Consider the following 17622-nt stretch of genomic DNA (forward strand, 5'->3'; position numbering starts at 1 on the left):
TCGCCGAGAACAACCGGCGAACGCGCAGGATCGACGCAGGTTCCGGCCGCTCAGCGGGTGCCGACCGCGACCCCGCGGGCCGCCAGGAACGGCATCGGGTCGATCTGCAGGCCGTTCACTCGCACCTCCAGGTGCAGGTGGCATCCGGTGGAGGCGCCCGTCGAGCCGACCTGGGCGATGGCCTGGCCCGCGGCCACGACCTGCCCGACCGTGACGCCGATCCCGCCGTCGCGGATGTGCCCGTAGGCGGTCTGCACGCCGCCGCCGTGGTCGATCAGGATGAAATTGCCGTACGAGCCGTTCGGCCCGGCGTCCACGACCGTTCCGGCCGCGGCGGCCACGATCGTGGTGCCGCAGGATGCGCCGATGTCGTCGCCGGGGTGGAAGAGCGCGGTCCCCGCCGGCCGCGAGGGCCGCGGGCCGAAGCCGTCCGTCAGCGGTCCGTGGACCGGGAGGGTCCACCCGTCCGGGATGAGGGACGGGTCGACCGTCAGCGTCTGCCATCCGGAGTCCGCCGAGAGCACGGTCGGCACGGCGGCGAGGGCGGCGACCGCGAGGTCGACGCGGGACTGCGCGTCGGCGACGGCCTGCTCGCTGCCGGAGACGTCCACCGCGGTGACGGCCTGTCCCGCGCGGTCGGCCTTCGTGCGGGCGGTCTCGGCGGCGCGCGCGTCGGCGCTGGCAGCACGGATCGTGCGCGAGCCATCCGCCGAGAGGGAGCGCAGCCGGTCCACGGCGCCGAGCTTGCCGAGCAGATCGCCCCGCCCGTTCAGCACGGCCGCGAGCGGATCCTCCAGCGGGGCGCGCGAGACCGCGGCGCGCACCAGTGCTGCGGCGGCCGCAGCGGACGACGCGGCACGCTTCTCCGCCGCCTTCGCCTGGGCCGCCAGGGCATCGGCGACCGTCTTGGCCTGCTCCTGCTCGCTCTGCGCCTCCCTGGACTGCTCGGAGGCCGTCGCGAGGTCCTCCTGGGCGGCCGCGAGGTCGCTCGCCAGCTGGGACGCCTGGGCCACCTCGGCCGCGTCGATCACCGGGCCGGAGCCGAGGTCGGGGACGGCGAGGGGTACGTCATCGGTCGGGGCGGGAGCGGCCGGGGCCGGGGCCGGGGGCGCGGGAACCGGAGTGCCGGTCGGCGTCGGGGTGGGGGTCGGGGTCGGAGTGGGTGTGACGGTGGGGGTGGGCGTCGGCGTCGGAGTGGGCGTCCCGGTCGGATCCGGCGTCGGGGTCGGAGTGGGCGTCGGCGACGGCGTCTCCGTCTCACCCGGGGCCGGCGCGGGTGCCGGCGTCACGCATCCCGTGGCCGGACAGTCCTCGGCGGACGCTGCCGACACGGGCCCCGCCAGCACACCGAGGCCGCCGAACGCGAGCGCCGAGACGAGGGCCAGCACGTTCGCGGCCCGCGGGGGACCAGCGCGGCGCGGACTCCCGCGTCGTGACCCCACCCGCCGACTTCGCTGCGCGCTCTGCATGATCACGCGGGCCCACGCCGATCGCGGCGGCGGCTCGCCCTCTGATGCTCTCACCGCGCCGGGGTCCGGGACAAGACTCGGCGGCCAGGTCGGATGCGGCTCACAGCCTCCGCACGGTACGGTGAGGCATTGTGACCGACAGCACCGCCACGACCCGCCCTCGCCGCGCCACTCGCAAGTCCGGGTGGAAGTCGCTGCTGCGGGATGTCGTCGTCATCTTCGTCGTCGCGGTCCTCGTCTCGTTCCTGATCAAGACCTTCGTCGCGCGCTCCTTCTACATCCCCTCCGGGTCGATGGAGAACACCCTCCAGATCAACGACCGGATCATCGTCAACGAGCTCCAGCCGCGCGTCTTCCCGCTGCAGCGCGGCGATGTGGTCGTGTTCAAGGATCCGGGCGGCTGGCTGCCCGCGCCCGCCCCGGACAACAGCAACGCGCTCCAGAAGGGCGTCGGCGCGGTGCTCGACTTCGTCGGCCTCGGCGCCTCCGACAGCGACCAGCACCTCGTGAAGCGCCTCATCGGCCTCCCCGGTGACAAGATCAGCTGCTGTAACGCGCTCGGCCAAATGACCGTCAACGGCGTGCCACTGAAAGAGCCGTACGTGCTCCTCCCCGCCGGCGTGCAGCAGGTCTCGGGCAAGCCGTTCTCCGTCACCGTGCCCGCCGGCAAGGTGTGGGTGATGGGCGACAATCGCTACAACTCGGCCGACTCCCGCTACCACATGGACGACCCGGGCGGCGGGTTCGTTCCCCTCGACGATGTCGTCGGCAAGGCCTTCGTCGTCAGCTGGCCGCTGAGCCACTGGTCGTGGCTCAGCGACTATCCCGAGACCTTCGCGGGCGTCGAGGACGCCGAGAAGAAGTAGCTCAGTTCTCGGCGCGGCCCATCCGCCAGTAGCCCATGAACGCCACGCGGTGCCGGTCGATGCCGTGCCCGCGCACCAGGAGGCGGCGCAGCGTCTTGACCGCCGCCGACTCCCCCGCGATCCACGCGTAGAAGCCGGTCTCGGTGTTCTCCCCGAGCTCCCAGAGCACGTCGCGGTCGATGTCCACCTTGGCCAGGCGCTGCCGCCCGTCGGCCGCGGCCCGGGCGACGACCTCGGGATGCTCGCCGAGCCACCGCTCGACCGCGGGCACCAGCGCGCTCCCGCTCTCGTCGTCGCCGCGGGCGAGCCAGGTGATGGTCACGCCGGCGGGCGCCTGCAGCGTCAGCGCGTCGTCGCGGGAGGGGACCTCCAGGAAGACGTGCGCGGTGCAGTCGTCGGGCCGAGAGGCGAGGATGGCCGCGATGGCCGGCACCGCGGTCTCGTCGCCGACGATCAGGAGATCGGTGCAGCCCCCGGGGTGCCAGTCGATCCCGACGCCGCTCGTGGTGCTGCGGGCGTCGGGCCCGACGATGACGAGCTCGTCGCCGGGTGCGGCCGCGAGCAGCCAGCGGGCGGCGGGACCGCCGTCCCCGTGCGAGACGAAGTCGATGTCGACGCGGCGGTCGGCCGGATCGGAGACGCGCACGGTGTAGGTGCGGAACGGGTTGCGCAGGTGCTCGGGCAGGGCGCGCCAGCGCTCGTACCAGTCGCCGGCCGCGATCGACTCCTCGTCGTCGAACCCGAGATCCGAGAACGTGCCGTCCGAGAGGGGGAAGAGCAGCTTGATCCGTTGGTCGAGGCCCTCCGTCCCGAAGTGCTCGAAGTCGTCGCTGCGGAAGCTGACCCGGGTGAAGTGCGGGCTGAGCGGCTGGACGGCGGAGACTCGGGCGCGGTAAGGACGGTAAGCGGGGCGGTCCGTCCGGGTCGGGGCGGTGGTGGACACTCGGGTACGGGTCCTCTCGAACTTTCAGCAGAATTGAAAATTAAACTAAGGTAAGGCTACACTAACCAATCGTTTCGCCTCGCGCGACCGAAAGGACCCCATGCCCCGCCGCTCCCGCGGTCTCCGCACTGCCCTCGCAGTCGCCGGAATCGCCGCCTCCACCCTCCTCCTCAGCGCCTGCTCGAGCGGAGCCACCGGCTCCGCCTCCGCCGACGCCGACTTCGAACCCGTGACCATCACCCACGCGCTCGGAAAGGCCGTGATCGACCACAAACCGACGAGGATCGTCACGCTCGGGATGGGCTCGGCCGAGACCGCCATCGCGCTCGGCACCGTCCCGGTGGGGGTCGAGGAGTACGCGTGGGGCAGCGACGAATCCGGCTATCTGCCGTGGATCCACGACGCCGTCGAGAAGTCCGGCGAGAAGCTCCCCGAGCAGTTCACCGGCGGCACCGAACTCGACGTGGAGGCGATCGTCGACCTCGAACCCGACCTCATCCTCGCCCCGTGGTCCGGCGTCACCCAGGAGCAGTACGACGTGCTGAAGGACATCGCCCCGACCGTGGCGTACCCCGAGCTCCCCTGGACCATCACCTGGAAGGACCAGATCACCACGATCGCGACGGCGATGGGTGAGCCCGACAAGGCCGCCGGTCTCATCGACGGCACCGAGAAGCAGTTCGCGAAGGCGACCGCCGATCATCCCGAGTACGCGGGTGTGACGTTCTCGTACGTCTACAACACCGGTCCGGGCACCCTGGGCGTCTTCTTCCCCGACGAGCAGCGCGTGGCGATGGTCCGGGCTCTCGGCCTCACCGTCGACCCGGTCGTGACGACGTTCGACGAGACCGAGGGCACCGACTCCGCGGTGATCGGGCTCGAGAACGCCGACAAGCTGAAGGACTCGGACCTGATCTTCACCTTCTACTCCGACGAGGCCAACCGTGCCGAGGTGGAGGCCCAGCCGCTCTACCAGGCGATCCCGGCGGTCTCGCGCGGCGCGGTCGTCGCGCCGACGGATCAGCCGTTCGTCACGGGCTCCTCGATCATCAACCCGCTGACGGTGCCGTGGGCGCTGGAGCGCTACGTGCCGATGATCGACGAGGCGCTCGCCCGCGCGGACCGGTGACCGTCACCGCCGACGCGCGTCGTACGCGGCCGGCGTCGCTGCGAGGGATCGTCCTCGTGGCGGCGGCGGCCGCGCTCGTCGTGGTCGCCGTCGTCAGCCTGTTCGCGGGCAGCAAGGCGACCGGTGTCGGCGACGTCCTCACGGCGCTCGGTGGCGGCGGCGACGCGTTCACCCGGGAGGTCGTGGCCGCGCGCATTCCCCGCACCGTGCTCGGGATGCTGGTGGGCGGCGCGCTGGCCGTCGCCGGAGTCATCGTGCAGGGTGTCACCCGCAATCCGCTGGGCGATCCCGGTCTGCTCGGTGTGACCGTCGGCGCCTCCGCGGCCGTCGTCACCGCGGTCGCAGTCTTCGACGCGACCGGCGGCGCGCTGGTGCTCGCCGCCCTGCCCGGCGCCCTGCTCGCCGCCCTGCTCGTCGTCGCGATCGGCGCCCGTTCGCGGGGAATGGTCACGCTCATCCTGGCCGGCGCCGCGCTGAGCGCCGTGCTCGGGGCGTACATCCAGGCGATGACGCTGCTGCAGCCGAAGGTGTTCGACTCGTTCCGGCACTGGGTGGTCGGCTCGCTCGCCGGCCGCGGCCTCGACACCGCAGCGCAGGTGGCGCCGCTGCTGGTGCTGGGCTTCGTCCTGGCGATCGTGCTGGCGCCCGGGCTCAACTCGCTCGCGCTCGGCGACGACGTGGCCGCGGCGCAGGGCGTGCACGTGCAGCGGGTGCGCTGGGGCGGCATCGGAGCGGCCGCGCTGCTCTGCGCCGCCGCGACGGCGGCCGTCGGGCCGATCGCGTTCGTGGGCCTCGCCGTGCCGCATGTGGCGCGCGCCCTGGTCGGCCCCGACCACCGCTGGCAGCTGCCCGCCGCCCTCCTCCTCGGCGCCGGGATGCTGCTGGCGGCCGACATCGTCGCCCGCGTGATCGCCCGGCCCGGCGAGCTGATGGTCGGCATCGTGACCGCCTTCGTCGGCGCGCCGTTCCTCCTGGTCGCCGTCCGGCGCGGGAAGGCGCTCTCGTGACCGGGACGACCGCGACCCGCCCGGTCCGCAGCCCGGTCCAGCGCGGCCACCGGGTCCGGCGAACGCGGCGCGTGGTCATCGCCCTGCTCGCGCTGCTGGTCGTCGCGGCCGTCGCGACCCTCACACTCGGCCGCCTCGGCATCCCGCTCTCCGAGCTCCCCGCCGCACTGCTGACCGGCTCGACCGGCAAGACCGCGTTCGTGCTGGAGCGGCTGCGCGGCCCCCGGCTGCTGGCCGCGGCCGGGGTGGGCGCGGCGCTCGGGCTCGCGGGCGCGCTGTTCCAGACCGTCACCCGCAACCCGCTGGGCAGCCCGGACATGGTGGGACTCGCCGCCGGGGCCGGCGCGGGCGTCGCACTGTGCACCCTGTTCGCCCCGGCCGTCCCGGCGCCCGTCGGCGCGGTGGCGGGCGGCGCGATCGCCCTGGCTGTCGTGTGGCTGGCGACCGGCCGCGGCTTCTCCTCCCCCGGCCGCGTGCTGGTCGCGGGCATCGCCGTGACCGCGATGGCCGCCGCCGTCACGCAGTACGCGGTGAGCGTCGTCCTCCGAGATCAGGGGTCGCAGCTCGCGGCCTACCTGGTCGGCTCGCTCAACAGCACGGGCGTCACCGACGTCGCCGTGATCGCGCTCACCCTGGCGCTGGTGGTGCCCGCGGCCGCCCTGCTCCGCCACCGCATCGCCGTGCTCGAACTCGGAGACGACGTCGCGGACGGCCTCGGCGCCGCCTCCGGACGCACCCGCACCGCGGCGATCGTCGTCTCGCTCGTCGCCGCCTCGGGCGCGGTGGCGGTCGCCGGTCCGATCTCCTTCGTCGCGCTCACCGCGCCGCCCATCGCCCGGATGCTGGTCGGGCGCAGCGGCGCGAACCTGGCGGTCTCCGCCATCGCCGGAGCGCTCATCGTGGTGCTCGCCGACCTGGCGGTCCAGCAGGTGGGCGTGCTCGGCGGCCTCCCGGTCGGTGTGCTCACCGCGGCCGTCGGCGGCGGCTACCTGGGCGTGCTGCTCGTCAGCCGGCTGCGTCGCGGGCGGCTTTGAACGCCTCCCACCGCTCGGGGAGCACACCCTCCTCGACGATCCAGCCCATGTAGTCCCGCATGTTGCGCAGCCGCTCGTGCGCGCGGCCCTGCTCCGGCACCACCGCGAGCGCGCGCTCGGCCAGCGTGCGCTGATCGCGCAGGTAGTCCTGCTCGGCGCGGAGGAACCCGCCCCACACGTCGAGGTCCATCACGAAGTAGTGCGTCCGCTCCCCCTCGCGGCGCACGCGCTGCACGAAGCCGGCATCGACGAGCCGGCGCGTGTAGGTCGAGACCGAGCCGCGACTGGCGCCGAGCACGGCCGAGAGCTCCTCCGCCGAGACGCCGCCCGAGTCGTCCAGGAGCAGGTAACCCGCGATCCGGCCCTCGATGTGCGGGGCCCCTCGCGACCCCCAGTAGGCGGCGAAACGTTCCACGAACCAGGTGCGGAACTCGTCCGGGATCCCGTTGTCGATGGCCGTCTCCTCTCGTGCTCCTGGAATCGTAACGGCAGAATGTCGACGGAGCCGACGCCCGTTCGACCTCCGGGTGTGAACGTCCCCGATCGAAAGGACAGGACGATGAAGTACATGATGTTCGTGGTGACCTCGGCCACCCCCGACAGCCCGAAGGACGACTCCGACGTGGAGCTGTGGGTCGACCAGTACGACGCCTCCGGAACGCGCGTCATCGGCGATGCTCTCGAGCCGCCGGCGGAGTCGAAGGTGGTGCGGGTGCGTGGCGGCAAGCGCTACGTGACCGACGGCCCCTTCGCCGAGTCGAAGGAGTGGATCTGCGGCTTCGACGTGCTCGAGTGCGACTCCATGGAGGAGGCCGTCGAGGTCGCCGCCCGGCACCCCATGGCGCGCAACGGACAGCTGGAGCTGCGCCCGTTCATGACCTGGGAGTGATGCGGTAGCGGTGCTCCGGGCGTCCGGTCGTGCCGTACTGCAGGGAGACCTCGGCCAGTCCCCGTGCCGCGAGCGCAGCGAGATACCGCTGCGCCGTGGCGCGGGAGACGCCGATCGTCGCGGCCACGTCCGTGGCGGTCCGCTCTCCATCGCGCAGCTCGGCGAGGACGCGCTGCTCGGTCGCCGAACGCGACCCGGTGGTCGCCGCGTCCCCGGCGTGGAGGATGCGCAGGGCGCGTTCGACCGCCTCCTGGTCGGCTCCGCGGTCGTCGGCCAGCACGTTGCGGTACCGCTGGTACGCGTCGAGCCGTTCTTCGAGCAGCCGGGCGTCGAAGGGCTTGATCAGATACGCGAGCGCCCCGCGCCGCAGCGCTCGTCGCACCGTCGCGCCATCCGTCGCGGCGCTGATGACGAACGCGTCGACGTCGAGCTCGGCCAGCAGGTCGAGTCCGTCGCCGTCGGGCAGGTAGACGTCGAGCAGGACGAGATCGGGAGCGAGATCGCGGACGGCAGTCCGCGCCGCCCGCGCGGAGAGAACCGGATCGAGCGCCGTGAATCCGCGCCGCGCGGCCACGATGTCGCGATGCAGCCCGGCGACGCGGAAGTCGTCGTCCACCACCAGCACCCGGATGTCGGGGATCATGCGGGACCGCCGCTCACCGGGGTGACGGCCGCCACGACCGTGCCGGGCAGCCGCGCGCAGAACACGGCACCGCGCCCGTCCCCTCCCGGCTCGACGGCCCACACGTCCCCGCCACGGCGGCGGGCGATGTCGCGGCTCAGCGGCAGGCCGAAGCCGAGACCGTGCACGGCGTCGCCGTCGAGGGACTCGCTCCCGGCTCCCGCACCGCTCACCGGATCGTGCCGCAGGCCCCGGCCCGAGTCGCTCACCGTCGCATAGAGCGTGTCTCCGTCGTCGAGCAGCTCCACCTCCACCCAGCGCGGCTCGTCGCCCTCGACCGCCGCGCGCACCGCGTTGTCGACGAGGTTGCCGATCACGGCGGCCACGTCCTCCGCATCGGCCACGGCGCCCAGGACCAGCGTCTCGGGGCCGAGGGAGAGAAGCACGCCGCGCTCCGCGGCCTCCACCCCCTTCGCACCGAGCAGCGCCTGGAGGTACGGCTCCTGCAGGCGGTCGGCGTGCTCGATCGGGAACTTCAGCGGCCCTCGCGCGACCACGTCGTCGAGGAAGGCTCGCGCGGCCTCGGTGCGGTCCGAGTCGATCAATCCGGCGATGACGTGCAGCCGGTTCGCGAACTCGTGCCGCTGGGCGCGGAGCGCGTTCGTCATCGACCCCACGGCGTCCAGGCGCTCGGTGAGCGAGACGAGGTCGGTGCGATCCCGGATGACCGCGACGGCGCCGAGGTCGCGCCCGTCGCGCTCCACCCGGCGGAGGTCGACGTAGAGCACGCGGCCGCCGACGACGAACGTCTCGCCGACGACCGGCTCGCCCGCGACCACGAGGGTGGCGACCCTGGGATGCACACCTGCCTCCGCGATCGGCAGGCCGACGAGGGCCTGGGCGGCGCCGGTCACCCCGAGCAGCTCGGCCGCCCGCCCGTTGCAGACACTCACGATCCCCTCCGGCGTGACGGCCAGGACGCCCTCGCCGACCCCGTCGAGCACGGCGGCGCGGTCCTGGACGAGGGCGGCGAACTCCTCCGGCTGCAGTCCGAGCGTCACCCGCGTCAGACGGCGCCGGAGCAGCCAGGACGCGCCGACGCCGATCGCGAGCGCGCCCGCCGAGGCCGCCCCGATGGCGGTGAGGAGGCCGGGCAGACTGCCGAAGACGCTCGCGCTCGCGAATCCGACGCTCACCTCTCCGACCGGATCCCCGCCGTCCTCGGCCCGCACCGGCACTTTGGCCCGTGCGGACTCGCCCAGAGTGCCGGCCTCCCACGCCACGGTCTCACGGCCGGCCAGCGCGTCTGCGAAGCTCGTACTGACCTGCTCGCCCAGCCGGGCGGCGTCCGGGTGCGCGAGCCGGATGCCGTGGTCGTCGGTGATCACGACGAACAACGCGCCCGTGTGCTCGCGCACGCGCTCGGCGAGCGGCTGGAGCGGACCGCTCGCCAGGTGGGAGCCGGCGGGGGTGCCGGGGTCCGCACTGTAGAGCTGGACGGCCGAACGGACGTCGGAGTCCTCGGCGACGGTACGCGCGATCGCGAGGGCGGAGGCCTCGGCTTCCTGGCGCAGCTGCAGGACGCCCAGCCACGTGAACGCGCCCGCGCACACGGCGACGACGGCGGAGACCGTGGCGACCTGCAGAAGGAGGACCTGGCTGGCGAACCGCACGCGGTGCCTCCTCCCGTCTCCGTCGTCCGGACCAGCGTAGGCGGAGCAGCCACGGCCGGGCGAATGAGCAGAATGCGCAGAACCTGCTGATCGCGCAGATCGCCGCGGAATGCGCGATACCGCGACCGCGCGCGGGGCCGTCCCTACGGTGTGGGGAAGTCCATCCCACTCGACGAAGGAGTCGACGTGCTCGTCATCCTCGGATTCACCATGATCCTCGCCTTCATGGCCCTCATCATGACCAAACGGCTGACGCCGATGGTCGCCCTCATCATCGTGCCCACGATCTTCGGCCTGTTCGCCGGAGCCGGTCTGGGCCTCGGCGACATGATCGTCGACGCCCTCAAAGACCTCGCACCGACCGCGGCACTGCTCATGTTCGCGATCATGTTCTTCGGCATCATGATCGACGTCGGGCTGTTCGACCCCTTGATCCGCTTCATCGTGCGCTTCCTCGGCGACGACCCGGCGAAGGTGGTCCTGGGCACGGCGCTCCTCGCGGGAGCCGTCTCGCTCGACGGCGACGGGTCGACGACGTTCATCATCACGACCTCCGCCATGCTCCCGATCTACCTGCGGCTGGGCATGAGCCCGGTCGTCCTCACCTGCGTGGCCGGACTGGTCAACGGCACCCTCAACATCGTCCCCTGGGGCGGCCCGACCGCCCGCGCCGCCGCCGCCCTCAAGGTGTCGCCGACGGACATCTTCGTCCCCATGCTCCCGTCGCTCGCCGTGGGCCTCGTCGTCGCCTTCGCCCTCGTATGGGTGCTGGGCGTGCGCGAGCGCAACCGCGTCGGCAGCCTGGCGCTCTCCGAGCCGTTCGCGACGGAGCGCGGCGGAGAGCCCCGACGCCGGTTCGCCCTGTTCCAGGGCGGACGTCTGGTCCGGGGCGCACAGGCGGCGCCGGGGGCGCGCGGCTCGGTCGACACCACGGGCATCGTGACCGTTCGAGGAGGAGGCACAACGGTGACCGCCGACGCGCCGACGGAGACGCTGGCGGGGACCGCCCTCGACCCGGGACGCGCCACCCTCCGCCCGCGGCTGATCTGGGTGAACCTCGCCCTGACGCTCGTCGTGATGGTGCTGCTCGTCATCGACGTCCTGCCGCTGGCCTACATCTTCATGGTCGGCTCCGCCATCGCACTGATCGTGAACTTCCCGAAGCTCCGCGCCCAGGCCGACGAGATCGTGGCGCACGCCCCCAGCATCGTCGGGGTGGTCTCGATGGTGCTCGCGGCGGGCGTGCTGGTCGGCGTCCTCAACGGGACGGGCATGGTCACGGCGATGGCGCAGTGGGTCGTCGACATCGTCCCCGCGTCGATGGGGCCCTTCCTCGCCGTCATCACCGGCCTCCTGTCGATCCCGATGACGTTCTTCATGTCGAACGACGCCTTCTACTACGGCATCCTCCCGATCCTGTCCGAGACCGCGGCGACCTACGGGATCAGCCCGGTCGAGATGGCGCGGGCGTCGATCATCGGACAGCCCGTCCACCTGCAGAGCCCGCTCGTGCCCGCCATCCTGCTGCTGGTCTCCCTCGCGGGCGTGAACCTCGGCGACCACCACAAGAAGGTGCTGTGGCGGGCGCTCGTCGTCTCCCTCGTCATGCTCACGGTCGGCGTGCTGCTGGGAGCCGTGCCCTTCGGCTGAGACGACGGAGGGCCGGGTGTCACGATGACGCCCGGCCCTCCTGATCGTCAGGCGGGCTCAGCCGCAGTACGAGCCGAGCGTGTCGAACTGGTCGCTGATCGTGCTGACGTCGGACTCGAGCAGCGACGAGTCGCGGTCGGCCTCCGGCGTCGCGATGTACGTGTTCAGGTCGGCCTTGAGTGTCTCGACGTCCGCGTTGAACGCGTCCACCTCGCTCGCCAGGTCGGGGTCGCTCAGGTCGGAGGTCGAGGCCGTGAAGGCGTCGAACGCGGCGACGATCTGCGCCTGCGCCGTCGTCGGGTCGGTGGCGAGGTTCGGGATCTGGTCGTTGAGCACCGGGATGAGGCTGCTGGCCGCGGCGTCGAGGCGCGCGCAGTCGACGGTGAGCGCGGCGTCGCTGGACGAGTCGCTCGGCAGGTCGGTCGGCAGGTTGCGCACCGCGTTCGCGACGGCCAGGCCGCTGGCCACCGAGGCGATGATCACGAAGACGATGCTGACGATGGTGATCGCGACGCTGACGTAGCCGATGATGAGGCCGGCCAGCGCGAAGCCGCGGCCCTTCTCGCCCGTGCGCTTGATCTGGCTGAGGGCGATGTGGCCGCAGACGATGCCCACGATGTTCACGAAGAACGACGCGACGAAGGCGACGATCGCCAGCACGTTGGTCGTGCCGCTCGACGGCGCCGGGGCCTGGTACGGCTGGTAGGGCGGCACGCCCGGTCCGCCGGCCGCCGGCGGGACGGGCGGTGCAGCGGCGTAGCCGGGAGCGGGCGCCGCGGCGTACGCGGGAGCCGGCTGCTCGACCGGCTGCTGCGGGGCGTCGGGGGCCGGGTTCGGCTGGGCGTCGTTCGGTTCGGGAGGGGTCGTCGTCAAGGGAGTCTCGCTTCTGGTGAATGGGACGCACGGACCGCCGGGGATGACGTGACCCCCGGCACGGCCCTCCGAGTCTACGGAGGAGGGGCCCCTCCCCGAAACCCCGGGCGGCGCGCCGCCGAAGGCCGCGGCCGTTTTCTGCGAGACTCCCGCAGGCGGCCGGGCACGGCCGCCTGTCGTCGGGGAGGGACAGATGAGCGGTCACGAGACCACCGGCACCGGCACGGCCGCGGAGGCGGTCGTCCGCATCCGCACGGGCGCGGTCCGCGGTGTCACCGGTGAACGCGCGAGCGTGTGGAAGGGCATCCGGTACGCCCAGCCCCCGATCGGCGCCCGGCGCTGGCGCGCTCCCGTGGCGGCCGAGTCGTGGGAGGGCGTCGCCGATGCGACGGCCTTCGGTGCGGCCGCCCCGCAGCAACTGAACCCCGGAATCTCGCTGGGCCACGACGCCGAGCTCGACGAGGACTGCCTCTTCCTCAACGTGTGGCGGCCGAACGGCGGCGACACGAGCAAGCCCGTCATGGTCTGGATCCACGGCGGCGCGTACACCTATGGCGCCGCCAGCCAGCCGCTCTTCGACGCCGTCGAGCTCGCCGCGACCGGCGACACGGTCGTCGTCACGATCAACTACCGGATCGGCGCGCTCGGCTTCCTCGACCTCTCGTCGTTCTCGACCGCGGAGCAGCCCTTCGACTCCAACCTCGCGCTGCGGGATGTGCTCCTCGCCCTCGAATGGGTGCGCGACAACGTCGCCGCGTTCGGGGGCGACCCCTCCCGCGTCACCGTCTTCGGCGAGTCCGCCGGCGCCGGCCTGGTGACGACCCTGCTGGCGACCCCGGCCGCCTCCGGTCTGTTCCAGGCCGCCATCGCCGAGAGCTCGCCCGCCAGCTCGATGTACGGGCCGGCGCGAGCGCGAGCGGTCGCCGACCGCTTCCTCGCCGCGGCCGGCGTCGACCCCGCCGGCGCGGCGGCTGTGCTCCGCCGCCTGCCGGTCGCCCGGATCGTCGACGCGGCCGCCGCGGTCTACAACGACGTGCCGAGCAGCATCCCGGGCACCCTCGCCTTCGCCCCGATCGTCGACGGCGACCTGGTGCCCGAGCACCCGATCACGGTGCTCAGCGAGGGCCGCGGCCTCCCGGTCCCCCTGATCATCGGCACGAACCACGACGAGGCCACGCTCTTCACGTACATGAAGTCGCCGCTCATCCCGATCACCCGCGACGCGATCGAGCGGATGTTCGCCCTCATGCTCGAGGACAACCCGGGACTGGAGGCGCCGAGCCGCGACCAGGTGCTCTCCGCCTACCGCCGGGTGCGGGCGAAGGCCCGCGGCCTCGACATCGCCACCGACATCGGCTTCCGGATGCCCGCGATCTGGGCCGCCTCCGGGCACGCGCGCGTCGCCCCCACCTACCTCTACCGCTTCGACTTCACGACGCTCGCCCTTCGGCTGGTCGGGCTCGGAGCCGCGCACGGCACCGAGCTGCCGTACGTCTGGGGCGTGCTGGGCCTGGGCCCGAAGGATCCGACGTTCAAGCTCGGCGGCCGCCGCGCAGGCGAGGCCCTCTCTGCGCGGATGATCCACCGCTGGACGTCGTTCGCACGCACGGGCGTCCCGGGCGACGGGTGGCCGGCGTACTCCGACACCGAGCGGGCCACGCTGGTGATCGACGCGCAGGACCGCGTGGTCCCGGATCTCGACGCGCCGCTGCGGACGGCGTGGGGCGACGTCGTGCTGTCGTTCCGCTGACCGTCTCATCCGCCGGGCCGCCCGGCGCCCACCCCTAGACTCGGGGAATGGTGCTGGTGTTCCTGACCGTGCTCGTCATCACGGCGATGTCGCTCTACGACATCCTGTCGCGCGACCCGGAGCTCGTGCGCTTCGCACCGAAGGCCGTGTGGCTGATCCTGGTGCTCCTGCTGCCGCTGATCGGCCCCGGCCTCTGGTTCCTCCTCGGGCGCCGGCCCGATCCCGCGGAGCAGCGGACCGTCGTGGTGCGGGAGACCCCGGCGCGCCCGCCTGCCGCTCCCGCCACCCCTGCGGCCCCGCCCGCTCCGCCCGCACCGCACCGCACCGGCGGACGGCTCAGCACGGAGGAGCAGCTCGCCGCTCTGGAGCGCGAGATCGAGGAGGACCGCATCGCCCGGCGCATCGCAGAGCTGGAGGTCGAGCTGCGCCGTCGTCGCGGCGACGACGGCGAGCCCGCCTGATCAGAAGTCGGTGTGGCCCAGCCGCGGCTCGGCCACGAACTCCGCTGTGGCGTCGGCGGCCGACTCGAGCTCGAGGATGATCAGCTCGTTGCGCCCGGCGCGGACCACCGGTCCGGGCACGTGCAGGGTCTCCTGCGGTCCGCGGGTCCAGTAGCGGCCGAGGTTGAAGCCGTTGATCCAGGCGACGCCCTTGCCGAAGCCGGTGGTGTCGAGGAACAGGGTCCCCGGCTCCTCCACCTCGAAGAAGGCGCGGGCGAAGACCGGCCCGGCCAGGCGCTCGGGAGCGGGGTCTCCGGCGGCCGCGGAGGCGTCCAGCGCCTCGCGCACGGCGGCCAGTGACGGCAGGCGCAGCGGCAGCACGCTCCAGCGCTGCAGCTCTTCGCCGTTCAGCTGCACCGGGCCGATGAGTCCCTTGGACTCGCCGATGCGGGGGCCGTAGTCGACGCGTCCCTGGTCCTCCACCAGCACCGTCAGGGTGCCGCGGCTCGGCGAGAGCGTGATCGCGCGGTCGTGGTGGTCGCGGGCGAGCACGCCGACGCGGGTGGAGCCGACGAAGACGTACGCACGGTCGCGCACCTCCCCGAACTCCAGGACGGCGGGCTCGTGGGTGTCGATCTCGGTGCGGTAGAGGCCGAACCCGGAGTAGTGGCCGAGCTCGTCGAACGTCGGGACGTCGTCGGTGTGCTGCCACTCCCCCAGGCGCCCGGCGACCGTGAAGAGCGGCACGGCCGACTCGAAGGTCTGCGAGAAGGCGGGAGCGGAGGCGGCCACGACGGGCTCCTCCACCGGGACCGACGCGTGCTTGGCGATGACGTCCCGGAACGCCCAGAACTTCTCGGTCGGCTCGCCGGCCTCGTCGAGCGGGGCGTCGTAGTCGTAGCTCGTGATGATGGGCTGGTAGACGCCCTTGTCGTTGGCGCCGTTGGTGAAGCCGAAGTTCGTGCCGCCGTGGAACATGTAGATGTTGACCGACGCTCCGAGGGCGAGCAGGTCGTCCAGGTCGGCGGCGGACTGCTCCACCGGCGTCGTGTGGTGGTGGGCGCCCCAGTGGTCGAACCAGCCGTCCCAGAACTCCGAGCACATGAGCGGGCCGGTCGGCTGGTGCTCGCGCAGGGTGGCGAGGCGCTCCTTCGAGCGCGAGCCGAACGAGGCGGTCTTGAGCAGCTCCGGCAGCGAGCCGTTCTCGAGCATGTCGGGCTGCGGCTGGTCGACGGTCGTCAGCGGCACGGTGATGCCGGCGCCACGGAACACCTCGACGAGGTGGCGCAGGTAGTCCTTGTCGTCGCCGTAGGCGCCGTACTCGTTCTCGACCTGCACGAGCAGCACGGGGCCGCCCCGGTGGATCTGGAACGGCTCGACGATGGCGAGCACACGCTCCAGGAAGGCGGTGACCGCGGCGACGAACACCGGCTCGGAGCGGCGGATGCCGACCGACGGGTCGGTGAAGAGCCAGGCGGGCAGGCCGCCGTTGTCCCACTCGGCGCAGATGTAGGGACCGGGGCGCACGATGGCGTGCATCCCCTCCTGCTGGATCGTGCGCAGGAAGCGGGCGAGGTCGAGCGCGCCCTCGGCGGAGAAGGCGCCCGGCTGCGGCTCGTGCGCGTTCCACGGGACATAGGTCTCGATGGTGTTCAGCCCCATGAGGCGGGCTTTGCGGATACGGTCCGCCCAGTCGTCCGGGTGCACGCGGAAGTAGTGGATCGCTCCCGAGAGGATGCGGTACGGCTCGCCGTCGAGGACGAAGTCGTCGCCTGCGATCTCGAACGTGGTCATGAGGTGGGTTCTCCTGGTGGATCGGTGCAGACGCGTGGCCGGCCGCGGTGAGCGACCGGCCACGCGGGGCGGTCACTTGCCGGTGACGGTGAAGCCCTGCTTGTTGCCGTAGTCGACGATCGACTGCTGCCAGGCCTTCAGGCCCGTGTTCAGGTCGCTGTTCGACGCGTAGGACTGGCCGACCGAGTCGGCGTAGATGCTGTTCGCGTAGACCTGGTAAGGCAGGTACTGCCATCCGGTCGACACGTTCTTCGCACCGTCGGCGAGCACCTCGTTGATCTTCTGGCCACCGAAGTACTCGGGGGCGTCGGAGAGGAACGCGTCGGAGCTGAGGTCCTTGGTGGTCGACGGGAAGCCGCCCGACTTCAGGAACACCTTGATGCTCGACTCGTCGTTGTTCAGCCACTTGAGGAAGCCGGCCGCGAGCGCCTGGTTCTTGCTCTGCTTCAGCACGACCTGCCCGCCGCCGCCGTTCTCGGCGTTGGCGGGCTTGCCGTCGTACGTCGGGATGGGCGCCACGCGCCACTGGCCGGAGGCCTCGGTGACCGACGACTCGAGGGTGCCGGGCATCCACGCGCCGGTGATCAGGGTCGCGATCGAGCCGTTGCCGAGCGCCTTGTACCACTCGTCGCTCCAGCCGGGGACGGAGGAGAGCAGCTTGCCCTCGACCAGCTTGTTCCAGGTGGCGGTCCACTTCTTGGTGCCCTCGTCCTGCAGGTTGACGGTCACCTTGGTGCCGTCGACGCTGAACGGACGGCCGCCGGCCTGCCAGATCATGCTGGTGGTGAAGCCGGAGTCACCCGAGTCGCTGGTGATGTAGGCGTTCGGGTCCGCGGCGTGCAGCTTCTCCGCTGCGGCCGTGTACTCGTCCCAGGTGGTCGGCACGGCGATGCCGTACTTGTCGAAGACCGTCTTGTTGTAGAACATCGCCATGGGCCCCGAGTCCTGCGGGAGGCCGACGAGCTTGCCGCCGACGTTCACCGAGCTCCACGGACCGGCCGTGTAGTCGCTCTTGAGCTTGTCGAAGCCGAACTGGGTCAGGTCGACGAGGGAGTCGGAGAGGGCGAACTGCGGGATCGCGTAGTACTCGACCTGGGCGACGTCGGGGGCGCCCGAGCCGGCCTTGATCGCGTTCTGGAGCTTGGTGTACTCGGTGGTGTTGGTGCCGGCGTTGACCAGCTTGACCTTGACCTTCGGGTACTCCTTCTCGAACGCCGCGACCTGGGCCTCGGCGGAGGGGGTCCACGACCAGTACGTGATCTCGCCGCCGGCCTTGAGGGCGGCGTCGACGTCGGATCCGCTGCCGCTGGATGAGCTCGAACCGGACGAGCACGCGGCCAGCGAGGCGCCGACGACGGCCGTGGCGACGATCGCCGTGGCGACCCGCCGGAGCGACCGTGAACGCAGGATGCGCTTCATGGGTGTTCCTTTCACTTCATTGGGATTCAGGGTGATGCGGTGGTGCGAGGGATGGAGCCGTTGA

The 17622-nt window shown here is 72.1% G+C and carries 16 protein-coding genes; 8 read left to right on the forward strand and 8 right to left on the reverse strand.

The genetic code is table 11. The features are described from left to right. Nucleotides 1-50: 50 nt before the first annotated feature. Nucleotides 51-1388, reverse strand: coding sequence for a M23 family metallopeptidase (locus FHX33_RS20765; protein ID WP_338092058.1), 1338 nt, complete (start codon nt 1386-1388; stop codon nt 51-53). A 212-nt stretch (nt 1389-1600) separates the two neighbouring features. Here FHX33_RS20765 and lepB point away from each other — a divergent pair, with 212 nt between their 5' ends. Then, nucleotides 1601-2335, forward strand: a complete 735-nt coding sequence (lepB, locus tag FHX33_RS20770) for a signal peptidase I (protein ID WP_021763860.1) — start codon at nt 1601-1603, stop codon at nt 2333-2335. 1 nt (nt 2336) lies between these two features. Here the strand turns inward: lepB and FHX33_RS20775 are convergent, their stop codons facing one another. Continuing rightward, on the reverse strand, nt 2337-3278 hold the full coding sequence (locus tag FHX33_RS20775; RefSeq protein WP_021763861.1) for a siderophore-interacting protein: 942 nt from the start codon (nt 3276-3278) through the stop codon (nt 2337-2339). A gap of 100 nt (nt 3279-3378) precedes the next feature. Between FHX33_RS20775 and FHX33_RS20780 the strand changes: the two genes are divergently transcribed. From FHX33_RS20780 to FHX33_RS20790, 3 genes are read left to right on the forward strand one after another with little or no spacing between them, the layout of a single operon-like run. Continuing rightward, nucleotides 3379-4407: an iron-siderophore ABC transporter substrate-binding protein gene (locus tag FHX33_RS20780; RefSeq protein WP_021763862.1), complete on the forward strand. Its 1029-nt coding sequence runs from the start codon at nt 3379-3381 to the stop codon at nt 4405-4407. Then, nucleotides 4404-5414 carry an iron chelate uptake ABC transporter family permease subunit gene (locus FHX33_RS20785; protein ID WP_179701547.1) on the forward strand — a complete coding sequence of 337 codons (1011 nt, stop codon included), beginning with the start codon at nt 4404-4406 and terminating at the stop codon, nt 5412-5414. The genes FHX33_RS20780 and FHX33_RS20785 overlap by 4 nt, the downstream gene beginning before the upstream one ends. After that, nucleotides 5411-6448 carry a FecCD family ABC transporter permease gene (locus tag FHX33_RS20790; protein WP_338092059.1) on the forward strand — a complete coding sequence of 346 codons (1038 nt, stop codon included), beginning with the start codon at nt 5411-5413 and terminating at the stop codon, nt 6446-6448. The genes FHX33_RS20785 and FHX33_RS20790 overlap by 4 nt, the downstream gene beginning before the upstream one ends. On the opposite strand, the gene FHX33_RS21820 is transcribed toward FHX33_RS20790, so the two are convergent. Continuing rightward, nucleotides 6420-6863, reverse strand: coding sequence for a GbsR/MarR family transcriptional regulator (locus FHX33_RS21820; protein WP_021764041.1), 444 nt, complete (start codon nt 6861-6863; stop codon nt 6420-6422). The two genes, FHX33_RS20790 and FHX33_RS21820, sit on opposite strands and share 29 nt — an antisense overlap. Nucleotides 6864-7007: 144 nt before the next feature. Between FHX33_RS21820 and FHX33_RS20800 the strand changes: the two genes are divergently transcribed. Continuing rightward, nucleotides 7008-7337 (forward strand): YciI family protein, encoded by a 330-nt coding sequence (locus FHX33_RS20800; RefSeq protein ID WP_021764042.1) that lies wholly within the window; start codon nt 7008-7010, stop codon nt 7335-7337. Here the strand turns inward: FHX33_RS20800 and FHX33_RS20805 are convergent. Both FHX33_RS20805 and FHX33_RS20810 read right to left on the reverse strand, forming a co-directional pair. Next, the gene (locus tag FHX33_RS20805) at nt 7321-7980 is read right to left on the reverse strand and encodes a response regulator (protein WP_021764043.1); all 660 of its coding nucleotides are present in this window, start codon (nt 7978-7980) and stop codon (nt 7321-7323) included. The two genes, FHX33_RS20800 and FHX33_RS20805, sit on opposite strands and share 17 nt — an antisense overlap. Next, nucleotides 7977-9632: an ATP-binding protein gene (locus FHX33_RS20810; protein WP_183428937.1), complete on the reverse strand. Its 1656-nt coding sequence runs from the start codon at nt 9630-9632 to the stop codon at nt 7977-7979. The genes FHX33_RS20805 and FHX33_RS20810 overlap by 4 nt, the downstream gene beginning before the upstream one ends. A 210-nt stretch (nt 9633-9842) precedes the next feature. On the opposite strand from FHX33_RS20810, the gene FHX33_RS20815 reads away from it, so the two are divergent. Continuing rightward, complete coding sequence (locus tag FHX33_RS20815; protein ID WP_081703917.1) at nt 9843-11282, forward strand: CitMHS family transporter; 1440 nt, start codon at nt 9843-9845, stop codon at nt 11280-11282. A gap of 57 nt (nt 11283-11339) precedes the next feature. Here FHX33_RS20815 and FHX33_RS20820 read toward each other — a convergent pair whose 3' ends face one another. Further along, a complete protein-coding gene (locus tag FHX33_RS20820; protein WP_179701545.1) occupies nt 11340-12155 on the reverse strand; it encodes a DUF4190 domain-containing protein in 816 nt (271 codons plus the stop codon). A gap of 193 nt (nt 12156-12348) precedes the next feature. Here FHX33_RS20820 and FHX33_RS20825 point away from each other — a divergent pair, with 193 nt between their 5' ends. Next, the gene (locus tag FHX33_RS20825) at nt 12349-13905 is read left to right on the forward strand and encodes a carboxylesterase/lipase family protein (protein WP_183428938.1); all 1557 of its coding nucleotides are present in this window, start codon (nt 12349-12351) and stop codon (nt 13903-13905) included. A 47-nt stretch (nt 13906-13952) separates the two neighbouring features. Beyond that, nucleotides 13953-14366 (forward strand): PLDc N-terminal domain-containing protein, encoded by a 414-nt coding sequence (locus FHX33_RS20830; protein WP_221209773.1) that lies wholly within the window; start codon nt 13953-13955, stop codon nt 14364-14366. On the opposite strand, the gene FHX33_RS20835 is transcribed toward FHX33_RS20830, so the two are convergent. Next, the gene (locus FHX33_RS20835) at nt 14367-16139 is read right to left on the reverse strand and encodes a glycoside hydrolase family 35 protein (protein ID WP_021757599.1); all 1773 of its coding nucleotides are present in this window, start codon (nt 16137-16139) and stop codon (nt 14367-14369) included. A gap of 72 nt (nt 16140-16211) precedes the next feature. Then, nucleotides 16212-17558, reverse strand: coding sequence for an ABC transporter substrate-binding protein (locus FHX33_RS20840; protein WP_021757601.1), 1347 nt, complete (start codon nt 17556-17558; stop codon nt 16212-16214). Nucleotides 17559-17622: the final 64 nt, after the last annotated feature.

This window comes from Leifsonia aquatica, from assembly GCF_014190775.1.
GTDB lineage: Bacteria > Actinomycetota > Actinomycetes > Actinomycetales > Microbacteriaceae > Leifsonia > Leifsonia aquatica.